Here is a 20,109-nt window from a genome sequence, read left to right on the forward strand (position 1 = left end):
CGAGTTTGAATTTTGAAAATACATTTTTCTCTTGACAAAAAATAAGCATTTATCGAGGGTAGTTTCGAGGACATTTTTTCGGTTGAAAGTCAAGTGTATGAAGAAAAAACGATTGTTTTATAGATATAAAAGTAAGCCGTATATTGAAAAAACACATTTTGCTAATGAAAAAAATCTGATTCAAAAAAATGACAAAAGACATATTTCAGACAAAATGATGTCAATAATACGTCAAAAATAACCTGAATTTACTATGCAGGTATATTATACAATTCGATTAACGAATAAAACACTACAGAAATAGTGAAAAGGTAAAAAATAGCATTACAATAGTTTGAAAAACTGAAACTTCATATTTTTCGACAATACATACAAAATGTTTTTGTCTTTTCGTATTTCTTAATAATTGAGTTTGATAAGATTGCTCAATTAACTTTTATTATAAAAACTATGAAGGAAGTGATTTTAGTATGGAAACGCTCGAATTGGCACGAATACAGTTCGCATCAACAACGATTTTCCATTACTTTTTTGTTCCGCTGTCAATTGGTTTAGCTTTTATTATTGCGATCATGCAAACGTTGTATGTGGTAAAAGGGCAAGAAGTATATAAGAAGATGGCAAAGTTTTGGACGCAATTATTCCTTATTAACTTTGCAGTAGGTGTAGTAACAGGTATTTTACAAGAATTTCAGTTTGGTATGAACTGGTCAACGTATTCACGTTTTGTAGGTGATGTATTTGGTCCCTCGCTTGCAATTGAAGGATTACTGGCATTTTTCATTGAGTCTACATTCCTAGGTTTATGGGTATTCGGTGAGGATAAATTACCGAAGCGAATTCACTTAATGTGTATTTGGCTCCTTTCAATTGGAACGATGTTATCAGCATTCTGGATTTTAACTGCAAGTGCATTTATGCAGTCACCTGTCGGGTATGAAATGGCAGCTGATGGTCGTGCACAAATGAATGATTTCTTAGCCATTATTCAAAACCCACAACTATGGGTACAATTCCCGCATACAATTACAGCAGCAATTGCAACAGGTGCATTCTTTATTGCGGGTGTAAGTGCATGGAAAATTACAAAAGGACAAGAAACTGTAGTATTTAAAAAATCTTTCCGCATTTCTATCATTGTTGGAACAATTACAACGGCGCTTGTATTATTCTTCGGTCATGCACAAGCGCAACAATTAATTAAGACACATCCAATGAAGATGGCGGCAGCTGAAGCGCTATGGAATACAAGTGAGGATCCAGCGCCATTTACAGTATTTTCGAAAATTGATACAGAGAAGAAAGAAAATTCGTTTGAAATTCAAATCCCTTATATGCTAAGTCTATTATCGTATGATAAGTTTAGCGGTCAAGTTGAAGGGATGAATCAAATTCAAAAACAATATGAAGAAAAATATGGACCTGGAGATTATATTCCTCCAGTGCATACAATGTTTTGGAGTTTTAGAGCGATGGTAATGAGTGGAACATTCATGCTTCTTCTAGGAGCTTACGGATGGTTCTTATCAAGAAAAGATCGTTTAGCTGAAAAAACGTGGTATTTAAAATTAATGGTGTATGCAATTTCTCTTCCATTCATCGGTAATACAGTAGGGTGGATTATGACTGAAATGGGTCGTCAACCTTGGGTTGTATTTGGTGTAATGAAAACAGAAGATGCTGTATCACCAAATGTAACATTCGGTGAAGTATTATTCTCACTTATTTCATTCACATCAATGTATTTAATTATGGGTGGAATTTGTGTGTACTTATTTGTTCGTACCATTAAGGGCCACAAGAATAAGAAAACGAAAAAGGATTATCAAAGCCATGATCCATTTGATAAGGAGGAAGAGTATGTTATCTCTTAATGAGTTATGGTTTTTAGTTATTGCAATCTTATTTGTTGGATTCTTCGTACTGGAAGGTTTCGACTTTGGGGTAGGAATGGTTTCGAGGTTTTTAGGAAAGAATGATTTTGAAAAACGAGTTTACTTAAATACAATAGGACCGTTCTGGCACGCGAATGAAGTATGGCTTGTTTGTGCTGGTGGAGCCATGTTTGCGGCATTTCCGCACTGGTATGCAACTTTATTTAGTGGTTTTTATATTCCGTTTGTATTTATGCTTCTTGCTTTAATTTTAAGAGGTGTTTCCTTTAAATTTCGTGCGAAAATAGATAATCATAAATGGAAGAGTGCGTGGGATTGGGGGATGTTTATTGGAAGTATGTTACCTCCTATCCTTTGGGGAGTTGCGATTGCAAACTTTATGGTAGGTGTACCTATTGATGAGAGTAAAAATGTTGTAGGTGGATTCCTGCAATTACTTCATCCATTTGCGTTACTTGGGGGAGTAATGTTTCTCCTACTATGTATTGTTCACGGATTACAATTTCTTACGATACGTACAACTGGTAAATTGAGAGAACGTGCACGAAATGCTGCAATAAAAATTGCACCATTTTCATTAATTACACTTCTTGTTTTTGCTGGTGTGGGGTTATGGAAAACCGACATTTTCACTGCTCATGGAACAGAATGGATTATGGTACCAATCGGAGCTTTTGTAGCACTATTAGTGTCCACGTTATTAAATAAAAGAAGAAGAGATGGTTGGGCTTTCTTTATGACGAGTTTAACAATCATTTTACTAAGTGCGAGTGTATTTATCGGTATGTTCCCACGTGTTATGATTAGCTCTTTAGGAGCAATGAATGATTTGACAATTTACAACGCAGCATCAGGAGCTTATGCATTAAAACTTATGACTTACTTTGCGATTGCTATTTTGCCTTTCGTTATCGGAAGTCAAATATGGAGTTATTATGTATTTAGACAACCTGTTAAGTCAGACAACGATTTGGAGTACTAATGAAAAGAAAAAGAGGACTTCCGTCTTATCCCGGTAGCCGTATTTTATATGTAGCGTTAACGATTATTAGTATTTTAGAAGCTTTTAGCATTATTGCGCAAACAATCTTTTTAGCACGAGCTATTACGTTTTTATTTCATGGAGAGACAGTACAAACAATATTAAGTGAAATTGTTTATTTTGGTATCGCGTTTGCAGCGCGTAACATAGTAGTTCGAACATCACAAATATTAGTGGAACGTTTTGCCGAAAAAACAGGGTCGTTACTAAGAAAACAATTGATAGAGGCATATTTCACATTAGGTCCAAGGTATGTTCAAACTGTTGGAACGGGTCATCTGGTTACCTTATCAATTGAGGGGATTGAGAAATTTAAAACATATATTGAATTAACGATTCCTAAAATGATTAGAAGTAGTATCGTTCCAGGTCTAATTGTACTATATGTTTTTACGCTAGATATTGAGTCTGGAATCATTTTAGTTGTAACGATTCCTATCGTGATTATATTTATGATTCTTCTCGGATTAGCAGCGCAAAAAATGGCAGATAGTCAGTATGAGATATATCGTGTACTTTCGAACCATTTTGTAGATACGTTAAAAGGTTTAGAAACATTAAAGTATTTAGGGAAAAGTGAACAGCACGAAGGAAAGATTGAAAAAGTAAGTAAAAGATATAGAAAAGCAACGATGCGTACTTTGCGAGTTGCTTTTCTTTCTTCTTTTGCATTAGATTTCTTTACGAGTTTATCAATCGCGTTTGTGGCAGTTGGATTAGGGATACGTTTAATAGATGAAACGATTATACTATTACCAGCCCTTACAATTTTGATTTTAGCTCCGGAATATTTTCTGCCGATTAAACAAGTGGGAGCAAATTATCATGCGACATTAGATGGACAAATTGCGATGGAGCAAATAGAAGAGATTTTGCAACAACAAAAAGGAATACAAAAGAAAGATTTAAATGAAGATATAGTATGGAATGCCTCTAGTAGCTTGAAATTACAAGATATCAAAGTTAATAATGCTGAATCTGAAAAGGCTATATTAGAAGGGATTAATTTTACTTGGGAAGGTAACGGTGCTATTGGTGTTATTGGTGAAAGTGGTGCAGGGAAATCGACGTTAATCGACGTATTAGCAGGTTTTTTATCTCCTTCGAGTGGAAAGATGTTAGTAAATGGTGTAGAAGTTGATGGATCTACTCGTGAAGATTGGCAAAAAAATATTGCTTATATTCCGCAGCAACCCTATATATTTCCGCTTTCATTAAAGGATAATATTCGTTTTTATGAAACAAATGCAACAGATGAAGAAGTTGAAAGAGTTATTAATGAAGTCGGCCTTCGTTCACTCGTTACATCACTTCCAAATGGGATGCACGAAAGAATTGGAGAAGGTGGACGTATGCTAAGTGGCGGACAAGAACAGCGTGTTGCTATGGCGCGTGCGCTTTTAAGTAAAAAACCAATCATTTTATTAGATGAGCCTACGGCACATCTTGATATTGAAACCGAATTTGAAATAAAGCAAGCGATGTTACGTCTATTTAATGGAAAGTTAGTATTTTTAGCAACTCACCGTCTACATTGGATGAAACAAATGGACCATATCCTTATTTTAAATAAAGGGGAAATGAAAGAAAGTGGGACGTATGAAGAACTTTTAGAGAATGAGACATTACATTTTCATAGGGAAGAGAGGGGAGAGAAATGAGTAACTGGGTTAAACCTTATATAAAACAAAATAAAGGTAGAATGACTTTAACTATTTTCCTTGGTCTTCTTGGAGTTAGTTCAGGAGCGATGTTACTTTTTATTTCAGGTTATTTAATCTCAAAATCTGCCCTTAGACCAGAAAATGTAATGGCTGTATATGTTCCTATTGTTGCAACAAGAGCGTTTAGTATAGGGCAAGCTGTGTTTCATTATATAGAGCGCTTAGTCGGACATGATGTCGTACTACGTATATTAGAAAAAATGAGAACGAAGCTATATAGAATAGTAGAACCACAGGCGTTATTTTTCCGTTCTCGATTTCAAACGGGTGATATGTTAGGAGTGTTATCCGAAGATATAGAGCATTTGCAAAACCTATATTTACGTACAATATTTCCTAGTATATTAGCGCTAGTTGTTTATAGTATCTTCGTACTTGTTATCGGTGCATTTGACCTTGTGTTTGCACTTATTGTAGGTTGTATGTTAGCTATTATCGTGTTTCTTCTTCCATTTGTATCATTACTTTTGATGAAGAAACACCATGTTACTTTAAAGCAAGGCAGAAGCCGTTTGTATCAACAACTGACAGATGCTGTTTTTGGATTATCTGATTGGCAAGCAAGTGGTCGTAAAGATGAATTTATTAATGAGTATGTAAAACAAAATGATCAGTTGTTAAAAATCGAAAAGAGAGTGAAACGCTGGTATCATATTCGGGACAGTATCATTCAATTAGTAGTAGGTATTGTAGTTATTTCGATGATCATATGGACTGGGAATGGAGCGGCAAGTGAACAAATTGCTCCTACAGTTATCGCAGCTTTCGTATTAATGACTTTATCTGTAACGAACGCGCTTATTCCTATTGCAGATGCCATCGATCGAATACCGTCGTACGTAGAATCTACCCATCGTCTTAATGGCGTAGAAAGTGATAGTGTTTTACATGATGAAACGGATTTGCATGGAGAGAAAGATTATATTGAACCAAAACATGTAGATATTGAACTGAATCACGTATCGTATAGTTATCCAGATAGTAATGAGATTGTATTAAAAGATGTATCATTACAAATAAAAGCAGGGAAGAAAATTGCTATTTTAGGGAGAAGTGGGACAGGGAAATCTACTTTACTAAAATTGTTAACAGGGGCGTTAAGCCCAGTAAATGGCCAAGTTGTATTGAATGGTGAACGAGCTCATACGAATCTTTTATCTAAATATATTTCTGTATTAAATCAAAAGCCGCATTTGTTTGATACGACAATTGGAAATAATGTAAGAATTGGCAAACCAGAGGCGACGGATGAAGAGATATGGAAAGCTTTAGAGAAAGCACAACTAGCTTCACATGTTACTTCTCTTCCAGACGGATTACAAACAAAAATGCATGAAATGGGAAAGCGGTTTTCTGGTGGGGAAAGACAAAGAGTTGCTTTTGCTAGAACTCTTATGCAAGAAACACCAATTATTGTACTTGATGAACCGACTATCGGTTTAGATCCAAAAACAGAATTGTCTTTAATTGAAACTATGTTTTCTGCAACGGAAGAAAAGACGGTTATTTGGATTACGCACCATCTTGTAGGAATAGAACATGTAGACGAAGTTATATTCCTTGATCGTGGCCAAATTGTCATGCAAGGTAGTCATAAACAACTTCTGAAAGAAAATGAAAAGTATTGTAAACTTTATGAGTTAGATAAAGGAATATGATTTGAATAAGCAATAATTGTAAAAATAGCTACGCCTAATGGTGAAGCTATTTTTTTTGTTAGATTGCAGGTGTATATGATTGTTACGAATTAAAAATGAATTTCATATTATACATATAATGGAGGGATGTGCATGAAGGAGCAATATAAAATCATTGTTTTAAGTGATGAATTATCAGGGGATAGGATTCGAAATACATTAGACAAAAATAAATGTAAAACAATAGTTCATGTTATAGACGTTTCAGATGTTGTTCGAATAGAAAATTCTTTTCAATATATAGTCATTTGGAGAGTGGACGCAGAAAAACTTACAAATGACTTGATAAATAGGGGCGTGCAAAGTTCAAAAATTATTAATTTAACAAAATACATGTATGAATGGAAGGATAAATTAATTTCTATCTATCAAATAAATCCGGATCTTATGTCTTTATACATTTCTATAAAAAAAGCAAAGAGTGATCCGACGTATGAATTGTTTGCTACCGGTTTGTCTTATCCACATTGTGGCATAAGTACGGAGCTCCTCTCAAAAAAGTCAATAAAATTAACACTTCCATCTCAAGATCTATACTATGATTATTTAATAGCGTCACAAATTCTATCAAACACTCATTCATTTCAATATTGTTTAATAGGAATAGCCTATTTCTCGTTTTACTTTGACATGTCGTTATCCTCTGAAGCATATAGAATTCACAAAGTATATTATCCATTGTTTCAAGATGGTCATCATACTGTAGTTCATTCTCCTCTACCCACTGATGGATTCTTACATCTAAATACTCCGAAACCACTTCTTTCTATTTTTAATTTGCATTTTGAATATATTTTATTAGACGAACTAAAAGATGAATCATTGATACTGCCTTGGATAAACGCTGAATGGAATATCATTCCACTTCACATTCCTTTTGAAGAACACGGGAAAATAAGAGCAGCTTCACATGCTAAATTGGTGTATCCTCATACTTTAGTTGAAAATAAAATGATTTTTAAGAAATATTTAGAATTACTGTTGAAAAACGATATAAAGCCATTAATTGTTGTGTTCCCCGTTACTTCACATTATTTCAATTGTAGTAGTAAGAAATTAAAAGAAGATTTTTATAAAGTTATAAATGAGTTTCAAACTCAATATTCTTTTCAAATCATAGATCTATTTGATTCGCCATTATTTTGTGAAGATGATTTTTATGATAGTGATCATATGAATAAAAAAGGTGCAAATAAAATGTCCGCGTTATTAAATATGTTTATTCAGGAACGAAAAGTATGATATTTTGTTTCGTGTTTGCATAAAAGTATATAGGCTCCATACAGTTAAAGTAATGTGATTTTTGTGTCGCGTATATAAATAATATGCGAAGAGGTGAGAGAGTTAAAATGAGAACTCGTATTGAAAGAACTGAAGAGGTGGTAGAGCAACTTCCATTGGTAAGTGTATTAATTCCTACGTATAATCGTCCTCACTACTTTGAAAAGGCTTTATGTAGTGTGTTAGAACAAACGTACCCTAATATAGAAATTATAGTTGGAGATGACAGCACGAATGACGAAACAGAAAAGATGTTACAAAAATATTTATGTAATCATTCAAATATTATTTATATAAAAAACAGATCAACTCTCGGACAGTTTGAAAATGCGTTAATGTTATTTCATGAAGCGAATGGTGAGTATATAAATTTTTTAATGGATGATGATATATTTCATGTGAATAAAATTGAAAAGATGATGAAGTACTTTTTCAATGATCTAGATAATGAAATTAAGCTAGTAACATCTCATCGTCAAGTAATTGATGATAAAGGGAAAGAACTACGACATATTTATTCAACTGTCCGTTTATTTGAAGAGGATACGATTATAGAGGGGACAGAATTAGGAAATAAGGTAATTGTGGATCAAAAAAATTATATTGGAGAACCGACAACAGTTTTATTTCGTAAAAATGATTTGCAAGAACCGTATGGGATTTTTGATAAGAGGCGGTATTTATGTAACGTAGATATAGCTTCATGGTTATCTTTATTAAGTAAAGGAAAAGCAGTATATATAGCAGAAACACTTAGTTACTTTCGATTACATCCAGATCAACAGTTAAATGAATCTAATAAAATGATGGATGGGTTAGAAGATTTTTCACACAGTATTATAGCAGGAGAACAATATGGTTTCTTATCCACCGAAAAAGAGTTAGACAAAGCGGTAACTAATTTTCTAGATTATGCAAGAAGGATAGTTCCATCATCCATATTATATACATTAGACTATTACCAAAAAATTAGAGCGAAGAAAATAAACATAGAAAAGAAAAAACAACATATAAATAATAATTCTTCTTTACCGAAAGTAAGTATACTTATTCCTGCGTACAATAGACCTTATTACTTGGAATTAGCGCTCAACAGTGCTCTGAATCAAACATATGAAAATATAGAAATTATTATTTCTGACGACAGTACAAATAATGAAGTCAATGCTATGATTCAACCGTACTTACGTGAATATGAGTGTATTACATATGTTAAAAATGAAACGCCGTTAGTTGCCGAAAACTTTAATAAGTGTGTAGAACTTGCGGATGGGAACTATATAAACTTTTTATTAGATGATGATTTATTTCATCATGAAAAGATCGAGAGAATGATGCAATACTTTTTGACGTTAGAAAATATTTCATTTGTGACGTCATATCGTGAACTGATTGATGAGAATGGAGAGATATTACCACCTTCAACATTAAATATGAAAATCGCGAAAGAAACTACACTTTTTGAAGGAAAAGAATTAGGGAATTATATGTTAAAAAACTTGAAAAATGTAGTTGGTGAGCCGACAACTGTTTTGTTTAATCGGAATTTGTTTGACGGGAAGTTTGGATATTTTAAAGGAAAGGCTTATTCTGCTATTAATGACATTGCAACTTGGCTAGATATGATGAGGAAAGGAAAAGTAGTTTATATACAAGAACCTCTTAGTTATTTTAGACAACATAGTGGACAAAATCAAAAACAAATGCATTTTATTTTAATGACAATTGAAGAGTGGATTGAATTAATTATAGATGCATATAATAGTGGATTTTTAAGTTCCGAAAGTGAGTATAAAGAGAGTTTATCTTATTGTTTAGAAAATGCGGGATTTATAGTTAAGGATGCAGTAAGAAATGGCGAACTAGATCAAATTTATAATGAAAAGATAAAAAAAGGATTAAACAAGTTAGTTGCTCATATGTTCGAGAAAGAATCTTGTTATTGTCAATATTGCAATCAACAATTTGAAAAATTTTCACCTTGGCCAGCACATTATGATTTTCCGAAATATAAATTTGAGATGTGGAATAAAGATACAGGGATATGTCCAGTTTGTAATTCGATGGATCGTGAAAGATTGTATCGTGCGTACATTGAAACGGAAACGGACTTGTTAAATAGAAACTATACAATGCTTCATATTGCACCTGAAGCGAAGTTAAGAGATTGGTTTAACGAGTATAAAAATATTACGTATGTATGTGGTGACTTAGAACCAAAGGATCCATTAATGAAGGAAATTGATGTTACAAGGATTACATATGATAGTAATACTTTTGATGTAATATTATGTAGTCATGTGTTAGAACACGTTCCTGATGATGACAAAGCAATGCGAGAGTTATATAGAGTGTTAAAGCCAAATGGATGGGGAATTATTCAAGTACCAATCGTAATGAATGTAGATTTTATTGTAGAGAATGAATTAATTGTAACACCACAATTGAGGAAACTAGCTTTTGGTCAAGAAGATCATGTGAGAATTTATAATCAATCGGGATTTATTCAACGATTAATGAATGCAGGATTTAAGGTAGAATTATATAACATAGCGGAAAAACAAGGAATGAAAAGTGCTAGGAAATTTGGATTATCTGAAACAGATATGCTCTATATTGTCCGAAAATGATAGGAAGGAATAGATAGATATGGAGAATATTCCTTTTTTACGTGCTTCAACTGTACCTGTAAGTGAGTATTTGGACGAATTGAAGGAAATTGATACATCTCACATATATACGAATTATGGACCTATAAATCAACGTTTTGAGGAAACAATTATGTCGGCGTTTTTTCAAAACAGGGGAGCTGTTACAACAGTAGCAAACGCAACGTTAGGGTTAATGGCGGCTATTCAACTAAAGAAAAGAAGAAAGGGAAAGTATGCTCTCATGCCTAGCTTTACATTCCCTGCGACTGCCTTAGCCGCTATTTGGTGTGGATTGGAACCTTACTTTATTGATATTTCAATAGATGATTGGTATATGGATAAAACGGTACTTTTGGATAAGATAGAAGAATTAAAAGAAGAGGTTGCGATTGTTGTCCCGTACGCCACCTTTGGATCATGGATGAACTTAGAAGAATATGAAGAATTAGAGAAGAAGGGGATTCCGGTTGTCGTAGATGCGGCGCCGGGATTTGGATTAATGAATGGAGGGATGCATTACGGTCAAGATTTTAGTGGAATGATCGTATATAGCTTTCATGCAACAAAGCCGTTCGGAATTGGTGAAGGAGGGCTCATATATAGTAAAAACGAAGAAGATATACAACGTATTAAAAGAATGGGGAATTTCGGATTTGATAAAAATCGTGAATGCACGATGATGGGGTTTAATTGTAAAATGTCTGAATACGCAGCAGCTATTGGGATTGCGACTATAAAAAAGTGGGATCAAAAATTAAAAGAACGCACCCGTATTTCTGAATGGTATAAACAGTTGTTACAAAATACTGGGTTAATGAAAAAAGGGTGGAAAGTCCAAAAGACAGAAGCAGTTATTCACCAATTTATGCCTATCATTTGTCCAGAAGAAGTTCGCAACATACAAGTAATAGAAGAACTGAAAAAACAGAAAATAGAAGCTAGATTATACTTTTCACCATCTTGCCACCAACAAGTTCTTTTTAAAAACTATAAGTCTACAGATTTAACAAAAACGAATAAAATAGCAAAACGAATCGTAAGTTTACCTTTATGGGAAGGAATGACGAAAGAACTAGTAGAGCAAATTGTAATCTGTTTAGAGCAGAAGGTGGTGTCGGTAGATGAATAGTTTTTATAGTCAAGAAGAACTAAAGAAAATTGGATTTTTATCTGTTGGGAAAAATGTATTGGTTAGTAAAAAAGCAAGTATATATAATCCGAGTGCTATATCAGTTGGCAATCATGTAAGAATTGATGATTTTTGCATTTTAAGTGGTAAAATCACAATTGGAAGTTATTCGCACATCTCGGCGTATACAGCGTTATATGGAGGGGAAATTGGGATTGAAATGCATGACTTTGCAAACATTTCAGCTAAAACAATCGTATATGCAGTACTTGATGATTTCAGTGGAAATACATTAATGGGGCCAACCGTCCCGAATCAATATAGGAATGTGAAAGTAGGAAAAGTTATTTTTAAAAAACATGTGATTATTGGTGCTAATTCTATTATTTTTCCAAATGTAACTGTAGGAGAAGGTACGGCAGTCGGCGCGATGAGTATGGTAAAAGAGAGTTTAGATGATTGGTATATTTACGCTGGAGTTCCCGTAAGGAAAGTAAAACCTCGTCAAAAAAAGATGCTAGAGTTGGAAATTGATTTTTTAAAAAGCATTCATTCTTAATAAAAAAGAATGAATGCTTTTTATTTTTATCTCGCTATTTGCCGGGCAGTAAGACTTCACCTCAAAATTCAGCGAAAGCAAAGAAATTAGGTGGGAGCTGATTAAAGTTTCACTTTATGATAGAGCAGAGTGTATCTTAACTTATTATGTTTTAAATTTTGCTGACCAAGGCAATACTGAGCCATAGTGAATGTAAAGTTGGAGGGCGAGCGTATATGTTTGATGAGGATGGGATTGTTTTAATTATGGAACCAGCTGATGAAAGAAACTTGAGGAGATTTATTTTTTCAGTGCCACAGTCAGTGTATGAAAAGAAGGGGATTACATTACACTATGGAGCAGCTATAGGACAAGGATATATGGATATAATTGAAGATATTATAAGCGTACATATAGAAATAGATGTTGTAACAATAATAGGGCATGTAAGAGTATGAATAGCTATTTGAAAAAAGGTTGTAAGCAATTTAGCTAGAAGTTATGATAGAGAAAATTACAGACAATGATAAAGACGAAGGGAGTCTAAAATGAAAATAAAATCAATTTTATTAGTATTTATAGTTTCAATTGGTTTAATGGGATGTTCAATAGTGGAAGAAGGAAAGAACTCCATAGATTATGCTCAAAAGGCGACAGACTATGTAAATGAAATAAGTGCATTTGCAAACGATGCACCAGCATTAGCAGAAAAGGCTGTTAATGATAGCGAGGCTCGAAAAGAATTAGAAACGAAGCTTAGTGAAATTAAACAAGATATACCTGGATTCAATGAATTAACGCCACCTGATGTAGCAAAGGATCTTCATCAACAAATCGTCGGATATAACGAAAAGTTAAATACGTTAATTGATACGGCGATGACAAAGATAGAAGAAGGAAAAGTGGATGTAGAGCAATTTAAAAACTCAGAGCTTATGCAGACGGTAGATCAAGTTCGAGATTTGAAAGATAAGGTGCAAAATTTAGGTCAATAACAAAAAGCTCCGTTTGTAACAAACGGAGCTTTTTGTTATTGGATACAATAAACGATTACACCAACGATAATAATCATGTTGCCGATGAGTTTACGTTTCGTTATTTTTTCCCCTAGGAAATACCAACCGAAAATTAATATGATGATATAACTTAAGGATTCTAATGCTGATGCTTGTTTTAATTCCATGCCCTTCATGGCGATTACATTTAATCCAGCATTAAGTACAAATAAAGAGTAACCGATAATAACATAAGGATTCACATATTCTTTTATTCTAGAATCGTATTGTTGTAAAGTAGCTTTTTTTAATAATATTTGTGAGTAATTTGCTAAAATTATCCCGAAAATAAACAATAGTATATAACTATTCATCTTTTGTCACCACCACAATTCCGACGATAATAATAGCTGCACCAAGTAAATGATTCCACTGAATTGTATCTCCAAATAGAAATACTGACCAAAGCATTGACCATAGTATAATAATCCCTCGATGTGAATATGCTTTTGAAATTTCGAAATGTTTAATTACTTGTTGCCATAAAATTGCATATCCGAATAAAAGTATAACAAGTCCGAAATAAGCAACAAAAAATGAGATTGAAGCAATTGGAAATTGAGCTGCCCATTTCATGTAAACCATAATGATAGAATATATCAAAAAAGCTACATGTAAAAATACATAATTTTTAATAGTTGGTTTCATTTATTCACTCTCTTTTACATATAAATATCTATTTATATCTGTTTTTTTAATGATAGATATAGAAATATATTTTGTTTAATCTTTCACATTCCAAATTATATAGTATCATGGCTTTTATTGTAAAACAATAGAAGCCATGCATTCATTTTTTCCAAGATTCTACAATATGTATCGTTTTATTTGTTGCATCCAACTCTACTTGAACACCGAAAGGTATAGTAATCATTGGATGTGTATGACAACAATCGAAGTCAGCTAGAAAAGGAATTCTTTGATTTTGAAGTACTTCCAACAGTATTTCAAAAGGTTTTCGATTTGTACCACAATCATCAAATTGCTCATGTTTTCCAAGAATGATACCTGAAATTTTATCAAATACACCGTTAATTTTAAGGAATGAAAAGCTTCTTTCGATAGTAGCTGCATCTTTTGAACTGTCCTCAATAAAGAGAATATCGCCTTCTTGAATATGTGGCATATAGGGGCTAGCCCAAATTCCTTGTATCGTGTTTAAATTCCCGCCAATAATACGCCCAGTAGCTTTTCCTTCAATTACTGAAATCCAATTGTTTGGTCGAAGTTCTTTCTCCTTCGTCTTTTCTTCCCAATTAATAAATTCATCTGACCAAAATAATGGTTGTTTTATATGATAAGGAAGAGATTGATCATGTAGTAAAGTTTCTGCAAAATATTTGTATGTGCAGTTAACAAAAGGTTCAAATTCGCCAAAGGAAGGGACGAGAGCTGGCCCATAAAATGTAGGGATTCCTGTTTTAGCATAAATTCCTAGTAATAAAGCAGTTGTATCTGAATATCCAATCATTATTTTAGGGTTATTTAGAAAAGCATCATAATCAATATAAGGTAATATTGAATTTGAATTCATCCCACCAATTGTTGACATAATACAAGAAATATTAGGGTTTCTTATCAAGGCATTTAGTTCATCAGCACGCTCTTATATACTACCAGAACGATAAAAATCATATCGACCTGTTAATGAACTTTCTAATATATGAAACCCTTTCTGTTGTAAGTAAGATTTTGCTCGTTCAAATCTTTTTGGAGAAGTGTAGGTTACTGGTGAAGAAGGGGAGTAGATCCCAATTGTGTCTCCATATTTTAATGATTTTGGAAGTAGCATTTGTATGAATCCCTTCTATTAAATAGTTTATTTATAAAATTTTATTGTTGAATATTCTTATATTTCAGTATTATAAGTGTAACATAAACAAATTAAAATAATAATTACTGTATATGAATAAATATACTTTTTACCTTGACTGTATAAAGGAATTGTTGTTAAGGTTAAATGTGAGTGTATAAAAGGTTTGCTAAAGGAGTTTTGAAATGAATCGGTTAAAATGGGGAAGGATGACAGTCCTATTAGTCATTATTTTAGGGATATGTTGGTTCTTATTCCAAGGAAATCAAAAGAGCGTAGCGAATGTAGAAGGACAACCTTTGCAAGTGGCAGAACTACCTAAAGCAGGATTTACTGAAAAAGTAGTCCCGCCAAAGTACATCCCACCAGAAATTAACGCAAAAGCGGCTATGATTATCGATGCGAGTGATGGAGATATTATTTATCAATATAATGAAAATGAAGCTTTTGCACCGGCTAGTATGTCTAAGATGATGACAGCGTATCTCCTACTAGAGAGTATACATAACGGGAAAGTTCGCTGGGAAGATCCAGTTAAAATGAGTGCGAAGGCGGCACAAACAGAGGGAGCGAGAATCCCAGTACAAGTTAATGACACATTAACTGTTAAAGATTTATATCATGCATTAATGATTGAGTCAGCTAATAATTCAGCTGTGGCTTTAGCAGAACATATGGCAAAATCGGAGAAAGATTTCGTTCAGCTTATGGATGCAAAAGCGAAACAGTTAAAAATGTCGGAACATGCTAAATTTGCAAATGCTTCTGGATTACAAGAGCCAGATGGAAGTGAAACAAAAATGACGGCTGCTGATGTCGCACAATTGGCGTATCATCTTATAAAAGATTATCCGGAAATATTAGAAGTGACTCACTTGCGTCAAAGTCAGCTAGCATTTAATAATATTAATGTTATAAGCACAAACGACATGTTAAATAAAAATAATAAAAGTTTATATATAGAAGGAATGGACGGACTAAAAACAGGATTTACAGATAGTGCAGGATATTGTTTTACTGGGACTGCCAAGCAAGGTGATAACAGAATTATTACAGTAGTCATGGGGACCTCAAGTAAAACAAAACGTTTTACAGAGACGAATAAGTTAATGTCGTATGCATTTGGATTAGTTAATTAAGTAAGTAAAATACCAATCTAGATCGCTACATAAGTAAGGCTGTTTGTTGTTACTAATTTCAGATAACAATAAACAGTCTTTTTATTTTAACTTTAAAAAGGAAAAAGATTCTAAATACAAGTGTTATCATTTGAGTTTATTTGTTGCTGTGATATTATAAAGTTATAATCTTATTAATAATAAGTTTGGGGGGCGTAATATGATGTATACATATGAAATAGCCTCAATTGAAAATTGGAGGGAATTATGATGGCAAAAGATTTTTACTCAGCAATTGAAGACAGAAGATCTATTTATGCAATTAGTAAAGAGCAAGTAGTTTCTGATGAGAAAATTCAAGAAGTGATTTATCATGCTGTAAAACATACACCTTCAGCTTTTAATTCTCAAAGTGCTCGTGTTGTTGTTTTATTAGGAGAACAACATGATAAATTATGGGATATTACGAAAGAAACGTTAAGAAAAATTGTACCTGAAAATAACTTTGCACCTACTGAAAAAAAAATGAATGCATTTAAAAGTGGTTATGGGACGGTTTTATATTTTGAAGACAGTGAAGTAGTGGAAGGCCTTCAAGCAAACTTTGCATTATATAAAGATAATTTCCCAACTTGGTCTCAGCAATCATCAGGAATGTTACAATTTGCAATTTGGACAGCTTTAGAAATTGAAGGGTTTGGTGCTACGTTACAGCATTACAATCCGCTAATTGATGAAGAAGTGAGAAAAGAGTGGGATATCCCAGGGAATTGGAAACTAACTGCGCAAATGCCATTTGGTAAACCGGTAGTACAGGCTGGTGAAAAAGAATTCCAACCGTTAGAAAACCGTGTGAAAATTTATAAATAATTTGATAAAGGGTGAACAGGAATATAACCTGTTCACCTTTTATAAGTAGTAAGGGTTTTTTTGTTCGGCATTTTTCATCTGATTCTTTAATTCATTTTTACGTGTTACAATCGCTGATACTTTTTGTAATGTTATCATTGAAACGAATTGAATAAAAGCATAGTATAGCTCTATATTTTTTTGTATTGGATCATCTATTATATTTCTCATAAATATGCCTCCTCTTTTTATTCAAATAAAACTCCGCATTAATGGGCAACCCGAGTGGTGAGGGTTAATAATTAGCGGAGGATGTATAAACCCCTTACTGATTAAAGTTTCATTTTATAAGGGAATGAAACTTTAATCAGTTCGCTAAAATTCTTTTTTATTAAGATATGTATATAATACTATAAACATCCTATAAATTCCATTATCGGAAAAAGAGAACAGTTGATATAGTGTGTGTTTTCTTTAAAGGAGAAATGACTTTTGTGAAATAAATCTTACAATTCGTCAAATTATTTCAAAATTGTAGATAGTATAGAAAATTAGTTTTCTAAAAATATTATACTATTGATAAATAGAGTGATTTTTGTCATGATGAAAGTATACTTCATGTAAGGAGCTTTATAAGGAAATACATAATGTGGTTTGTATTAGGTTAATAGAATTTTTTATAGAAGATAGAAAAGGGATGTTTTATATTGAGATATTAAATGAAATGTCGAATTTTCATGCGATATATAAGAAATTTGAAAAAATCATTGCAAAAACACTATAATTAATGATAAAGTTCACATGAAGTTCACATGGATTTCACTTTGTTCATTTAAAATGAACTCTGTGTGAAAAATAAAACTCTTGCTAAAAAATGGAACTGGATGAATATTTTACTTTGATAATATTGTAAAGTATTAAAGTTTTAAGTTTTTTTTAAGAGGATAGTAGGGAAAGGAAGTAAAGACAACTTATGAAAAAAGTAATTGCAGGTTTAGCAGCAGCTTCTGTAGCTGGCGTTGCAGTTCCAGGAATGGATTCTGCTCATGCACAAGTTTCAAATGAAGCGCTAAAAGAAATTAATGGACAAACTCAAACTCAAACGACTGTAACTGAAACAAAAACTGTAGAAACAACTTCTGAATTAAAATACACAGTAACTGCTGATGTATTAAATGTTCGTTCAGGTGCTGGTACAGGACATAACGTTATTTCTAAAGTGAAATCAGGTCAAGTGCTACAAGTAGTTGGACAAGAAAATGGTTGGTTCAAAGTAAACGTAAATGGTCAAACAGGTTATGTAAGTGGTGACTTCGTAACGACTGGTGGCAAAACAGGAACGACTGTTCAACAAGGAACAGGTACTTACACAGTAAACGTTTCTTCACTTAACGTACGTACAGGCCCAAGTACATCTCATACAGTATTAGGTTCTGTAAACAAAGGTAAAACAGTACAAGTTGTAGGTGAAGTACAAGATTGGTTTAAAATCAACTTCAATGGTGGAACTGGATACGTAAGCAAAGACTTCGTAACAAAAGGTGGTTCTGCTGTATCTAACGAAACACAACAACCAACTACAAACAACAATACTACAACAGTTCAAACTGGTGGTTCTTATGTTGTTAACACTGGTGCTTTAAAAGTACGTACAGGCCCAGCTACATACAACGCTGTAATCGGTGGAGTAACAAATGGTAAAGTATTAAACGTTACTGGTGCTGAAAATGGTTGGTACAAAATTAACCATAACGGCCGCACGGGTTACGTAAGTGCAGACTTCGTTAAGTTTGTAAAAGGTGGAGTAAACAACGTTACAAATAACAATAACAATAACGTTACAAATAACGTTCAACAACCAGGTAAAGATGTACAAAAACCAACAACAGGTGGAGATACATCTTCAATCGCTGGATTCGCTAGATCTTTAAATGGTTCACCATACAGAACTGCTGGTACAACACCTGCTGGTTTTGACTGCAGTGGATTCATTCACTACGTATTAAATCAAACTGGTCATAAAGGCGCTCGTCAAACAGTTGCTGGATACTGGAGCTCTAAAACAAAAACTAGCAATCCACAACCAGGTGATTTAGTATACTTCCAAAATACTTATAAATCAGGTCCTTCTCACATGGGTGTTTACTTAGGAAACGGTCAGTTCATTAGTGCAGAAACAGATGCAACTGGTGTACGTATTAGTTCTGTAAGTAACTCTTACTGGAGCAAGCACCTATTAGGTTACACAAAAGCATACTAAGAAAAAGTAGTTTTATATACTTTTCGTATAGAGAAAAGGCTTTCCAAGGAAACTTGGGAAGCCTTTTTATAGTTGTATAAATTGGAAGTTTAATGGTTTTTATTTTAAATTTCCATTTAAAAATCGATCATATAAGTCATGGAAATAGTTAGGACGAAATAAGTTCGCTGCATGTCCTGCTAAAGGTATTTCCTTATATAGAACGTTAGGTAAAATAGATTTCAAATCAAATAGACAAGATTTATAGAGATAATCATGCTCTCCCATTACCCATAGTATAGGGTGAGGAAGTGATTTTAATTTAGACTTTAAATCGAATTCTAACCGATGTCGTAATGACTGGGCAATAATGGATGAATGTAATTGTAATCCGAAACGGTAGTAAATATTTCTTGAAATGACTGCAAACGGATTTGCTTTTAGTATACCACTTGGAAAAATAGTATTTGCGTATTGAGAGAGCCATTTAGAGTATTCATCCCCTCGCTTCTCCCAAAAATTTTGGAATACGCTATATAAGCGAGAAGGGTTATTGTAATGTCCTCCAATATGACAAATACTTAATACTTTTTCTGGATGCATTTGTGCAAAAATTGTAGAGATGTAACAGCCGTAACTTAGCGCACAAATATGAGCTTTTTTAATACCTTCTTGTTCATATAAGTTTAATAATTGATCTACGAGACGCTGTAATGAAAAGTCGATTGCTTCTCCTTTATCATCACCGTGACCTAATAAGTCATAAGTTATAATGTTGTAGGAGGCAGAAAATCGTTTTTGCTCCTTTTTGAAGGCGCGACGATTGCCAACTAATCCATGAATAAAAATAATTGTTTCCTTTTCAGAATGTATATTTGTTTGCAAAAAGGATACTCCTTTCACTAGCTGGAGATTTATATCGTGTTGTAAATTATTTATCTATAATTTACATAGAATAATATTAAGTACCAGGTAATAATATCAGATGTTTATATCTGTTGTAAAGATGAGTTTTTATGTATATTTTGTAAAAATAGAAAAAGTGTGTTTACATTCAGTTTACATTTGTATCGTATTC

Annotated in this window: 17 protein-coding genes and 1 pseudogene; 13 read left to right on the plus strand and 5 right to left on the minus strand. The window is 33.2% G+C overall.

All coding sequences use genetic code 11. The features are described 5' to 3' along the window. The first annotated feature begins 470 nt into the window (after positions 1-470). The 10 genes from cydA (at position 471) to QCI81_RS23650 (ending at position 12,952) form a co-directional block, all read left to right on the plus strand. A complete protein-coding gene (cydA, locus tag QCI81_RS23605) occupies positions 471-1,874 on the plus strand; it encodes a cytochrome ubiquinol oxidase subunit I (RefSeq protein WP_000448869.1) in 1,404 nt (467 codons plus the stop codon). Then, positions 1,861-2,877 carry a cytochrome d ubiquinol oxidase subunit II gene (gene cydB / locus QCI81_RS23610; protein WP_063547078.1) on the plus strand — a complete coding sequence of 339 codons (1,017 nt, stop codon included), beginning with the start codon at positions 1,861-1,863 and terminating at the stop codon, positions 2,875-2,877. The genes cydA and cydB overlap by 14 nt, the downstream gene beginning before the upstream one ends. After that, on the plus strand, positions 2,877-4,598 hold the full coding sequence (cydD, locus tag QCI81_RS23615; protein ID WP_063547079.1) for a thiol reductant ABC exporter subunit CydD: 1,722 nt from the start codon (positions 2,877-2,879) through the stop codon (positions 4,596-4,598). Before cydB ends, cydD begins: the two co-directional genes overlap by 1 nt. Next, entirely contained in the window at positions 4,595-6,319 is a 1,725-nt protein-coding gene (gene cydC, locus QCI81_RS23620; protein WP_071730981.1) for a thiol reductant ABC exporter subunit CydC, read from the plus strand. The genes cydD and cydC overlap by 4 nt, the downstream gene beginning before the upstream one ends. Before the next feature lie 132 nt (positions 6,320-6,451). Then, the gene (locus QCI81_RS23625) at positions 6,452-7,600 is read left to right on the plus strand and encodes a hypothetical protein (protein WP_063547080.1); all 1,149 of its coding nucleotides are present in this window, start codon (positions 6,452-6,454) and stop codon (positions 7,598-7,600) included. 107 nt (positions 7,601-7,707) lie between these two features. Further along, on the plus strand, positions 7,708-10,269 hold the full coding sequence (locus QCI81_RS23630; RefSeq protein ID WP_071730984.1) for a glycosyltransferase: 2,562 nt from the start codon (positions 7,708-7,710) through the stop codon (positions 10,267-10,269). 19 nt (positions 10,270-10,288) lie between these two features. Then, a complete protein-coding gene (locus tag QCI81_RS23635; RefSeq protein WP_000427961.1) occupies positions 10,289-11,419 on the plus strand; it encodes a DegT/DnrJ/EryC1/StrS aminotransferase family protein in 1,131 nt (376 codons plus the stop codon). After that, positions 11,412-11,978 carry an acyltransferase gene (locus QCI81_RS23640; RefSeq protein ID WP_001084183.1) on the plus strand — a complete coding sequence of 189 codons (567 nt, stop codon included), beginning with the start codon at positions 11,412-11,414 and terminating at the stop codon, positions 11,976-11,978. Before QCI81_RS23635 ends, QCI81_RS23640 begins: the two co-directional genes overlap by 8 nt. A gap of 215 nt (positions 11,979-12,193) precedes the next feature. Beyond that, positions 12,194-12,415: a hypothetical protein gene (locus QCI81_RS23645; protein ID WP_000459105.1), complete on the plus strand. Its 222-nt coding sequence runs from the start codon at positions 12,194-12,196 to the stop codon at positions 12,413-12,415. Between the two features lie 90 nt (positions 12,416-12,505). Next, entirely contained in the window at positions 12,506-12,952 is a 447-nt protein-coding gene (locus QCI81_RS23650; protein WP_071730986.1) for a DUF6376 family protein, read from the plus strand. Between the two features lie 35 nt (positions 12,953-12,987). Here the strand turns inward: QCI81_RS23650 and QCI81_RS23655 are convergent, their stop codons facing one another. The 3 genes and pseudogenes from QCI81_RS23655 to QCI81_RS23665 form a co-directional block, all read right to left on the minus strand. After that, positions 12,988-13,326: an EamA family transporter gene (locus QCI81_RS23655; protein WP_071730988.1), complete on the minus strand. Its 339-nt coding sequence runs from the start codon at positions 13,324-13,326 to the stop codon at positions 12,988-12,990. Next, a complete protein-coding gene (locus QCI81_RS23660) occupies positions 13,319-13,660 on the minus strand; it encodes an EamA family transporter (RefSeq protein ID WP_000805130.1) in 342 nt (113 codons plus the stop codon). The genes QCI81_RS23655 and QCI81_RS23660 overlap by 8 nt, the downstream gene beginning before the upstream one ends. A 142-nt stretch (positions 13,661-13,802) precedes the next feature. Next, a pseudogene (locus QCI81_RS23665) lies at positions 13,803-14,804 on the minus strand (S66 family peptidase). A gap of 206 nt (positions 14,805-15,010) precedes the next feature. Here QCI81_RS23665 and QCI81_RS23670 point away from each other — a divergent pair. Together QCI81_RS23670 and QCI81_RS23675 are read left to right on the plus strand one after the other, a co-directional pair. Next, entirely contained in the window at positions 15,011-15,964 is a 954-nt protein-coding gene (locus QCI81_RS23670) for a D-alanyl-D-alanine carboxypeptidase family protein (protein WP_001080878.1), read from the plus strand. Positions 15,965-16,210: 246 nt separating this feature from the next. After that, positions 16,211-16,813, plus strand: coding sequence for a nitroreductase family protein (locus tag QCI81_RS23675; protein ID WP_180233085.1), 603 nt, complete (start codon positions 16,211-16,213; stop codon positions 16,811-16,813). Between the two features lie 39 nt (positions 16,814-16,852). Here the strand turns inward: QCI81_RS23675 and QCI81_RS23680 are convergent, their stop codons facing one another. Further along, on the minus strand, positions 16,853-17,023 hold the full coding sequence (locus tag QCI81_RS23680) for a hypothetical protein (RefSeq protein ID WP_001244280.1): 171 nt from the start codon (positions 17,021-17,023) through the stop codon (positions 16,853-16,855). 742 nt (positions 17,024-17,765) lie between these two features. Between QCI81_RS23680 and entFM the strand changes: the two genes are divergently transcribed. Continuing rightward, positions 17,766-19,052, plus strand: a complete 1,287-nt coding sequence (entFM, locus tag QCI81_RS23685; RefSeq protein ID WP_071730992.1) for an enterotoxin EntFM — start codon at positions 17,766-17,768, stop codon at positions 19,050-19,052. Positions 19,053-19,151: 99 nt separating this feature from the next. On the opposite strand, the gene QCI81_RS23690 is transcribed toward entFM, so the two are convergent. Continuing rightward, positions 19,152-19,916 (minus strand): alpha/beta fold hydrolase, encoded by a 765-nt coding sequence (locus QCI81_RS23690; protein WP_071730994.1) that lies wholly within the window; start codon positions 19,914-19,916, stop codon positions 19,152-19,154. Positions 19,917-20,109: the final 193 nt, after the last annotated feature.

Source organism: Bacillus cereus group sp. MG20 (assembly GCF_040459885.1).
In the GTDB taxonomy this organism is placed as follows: Bacteria; Bacillota; Bacilli; order Bacillales; family Bacillaceae_G; genus Bacillus_A; species Bacillus_A cereus.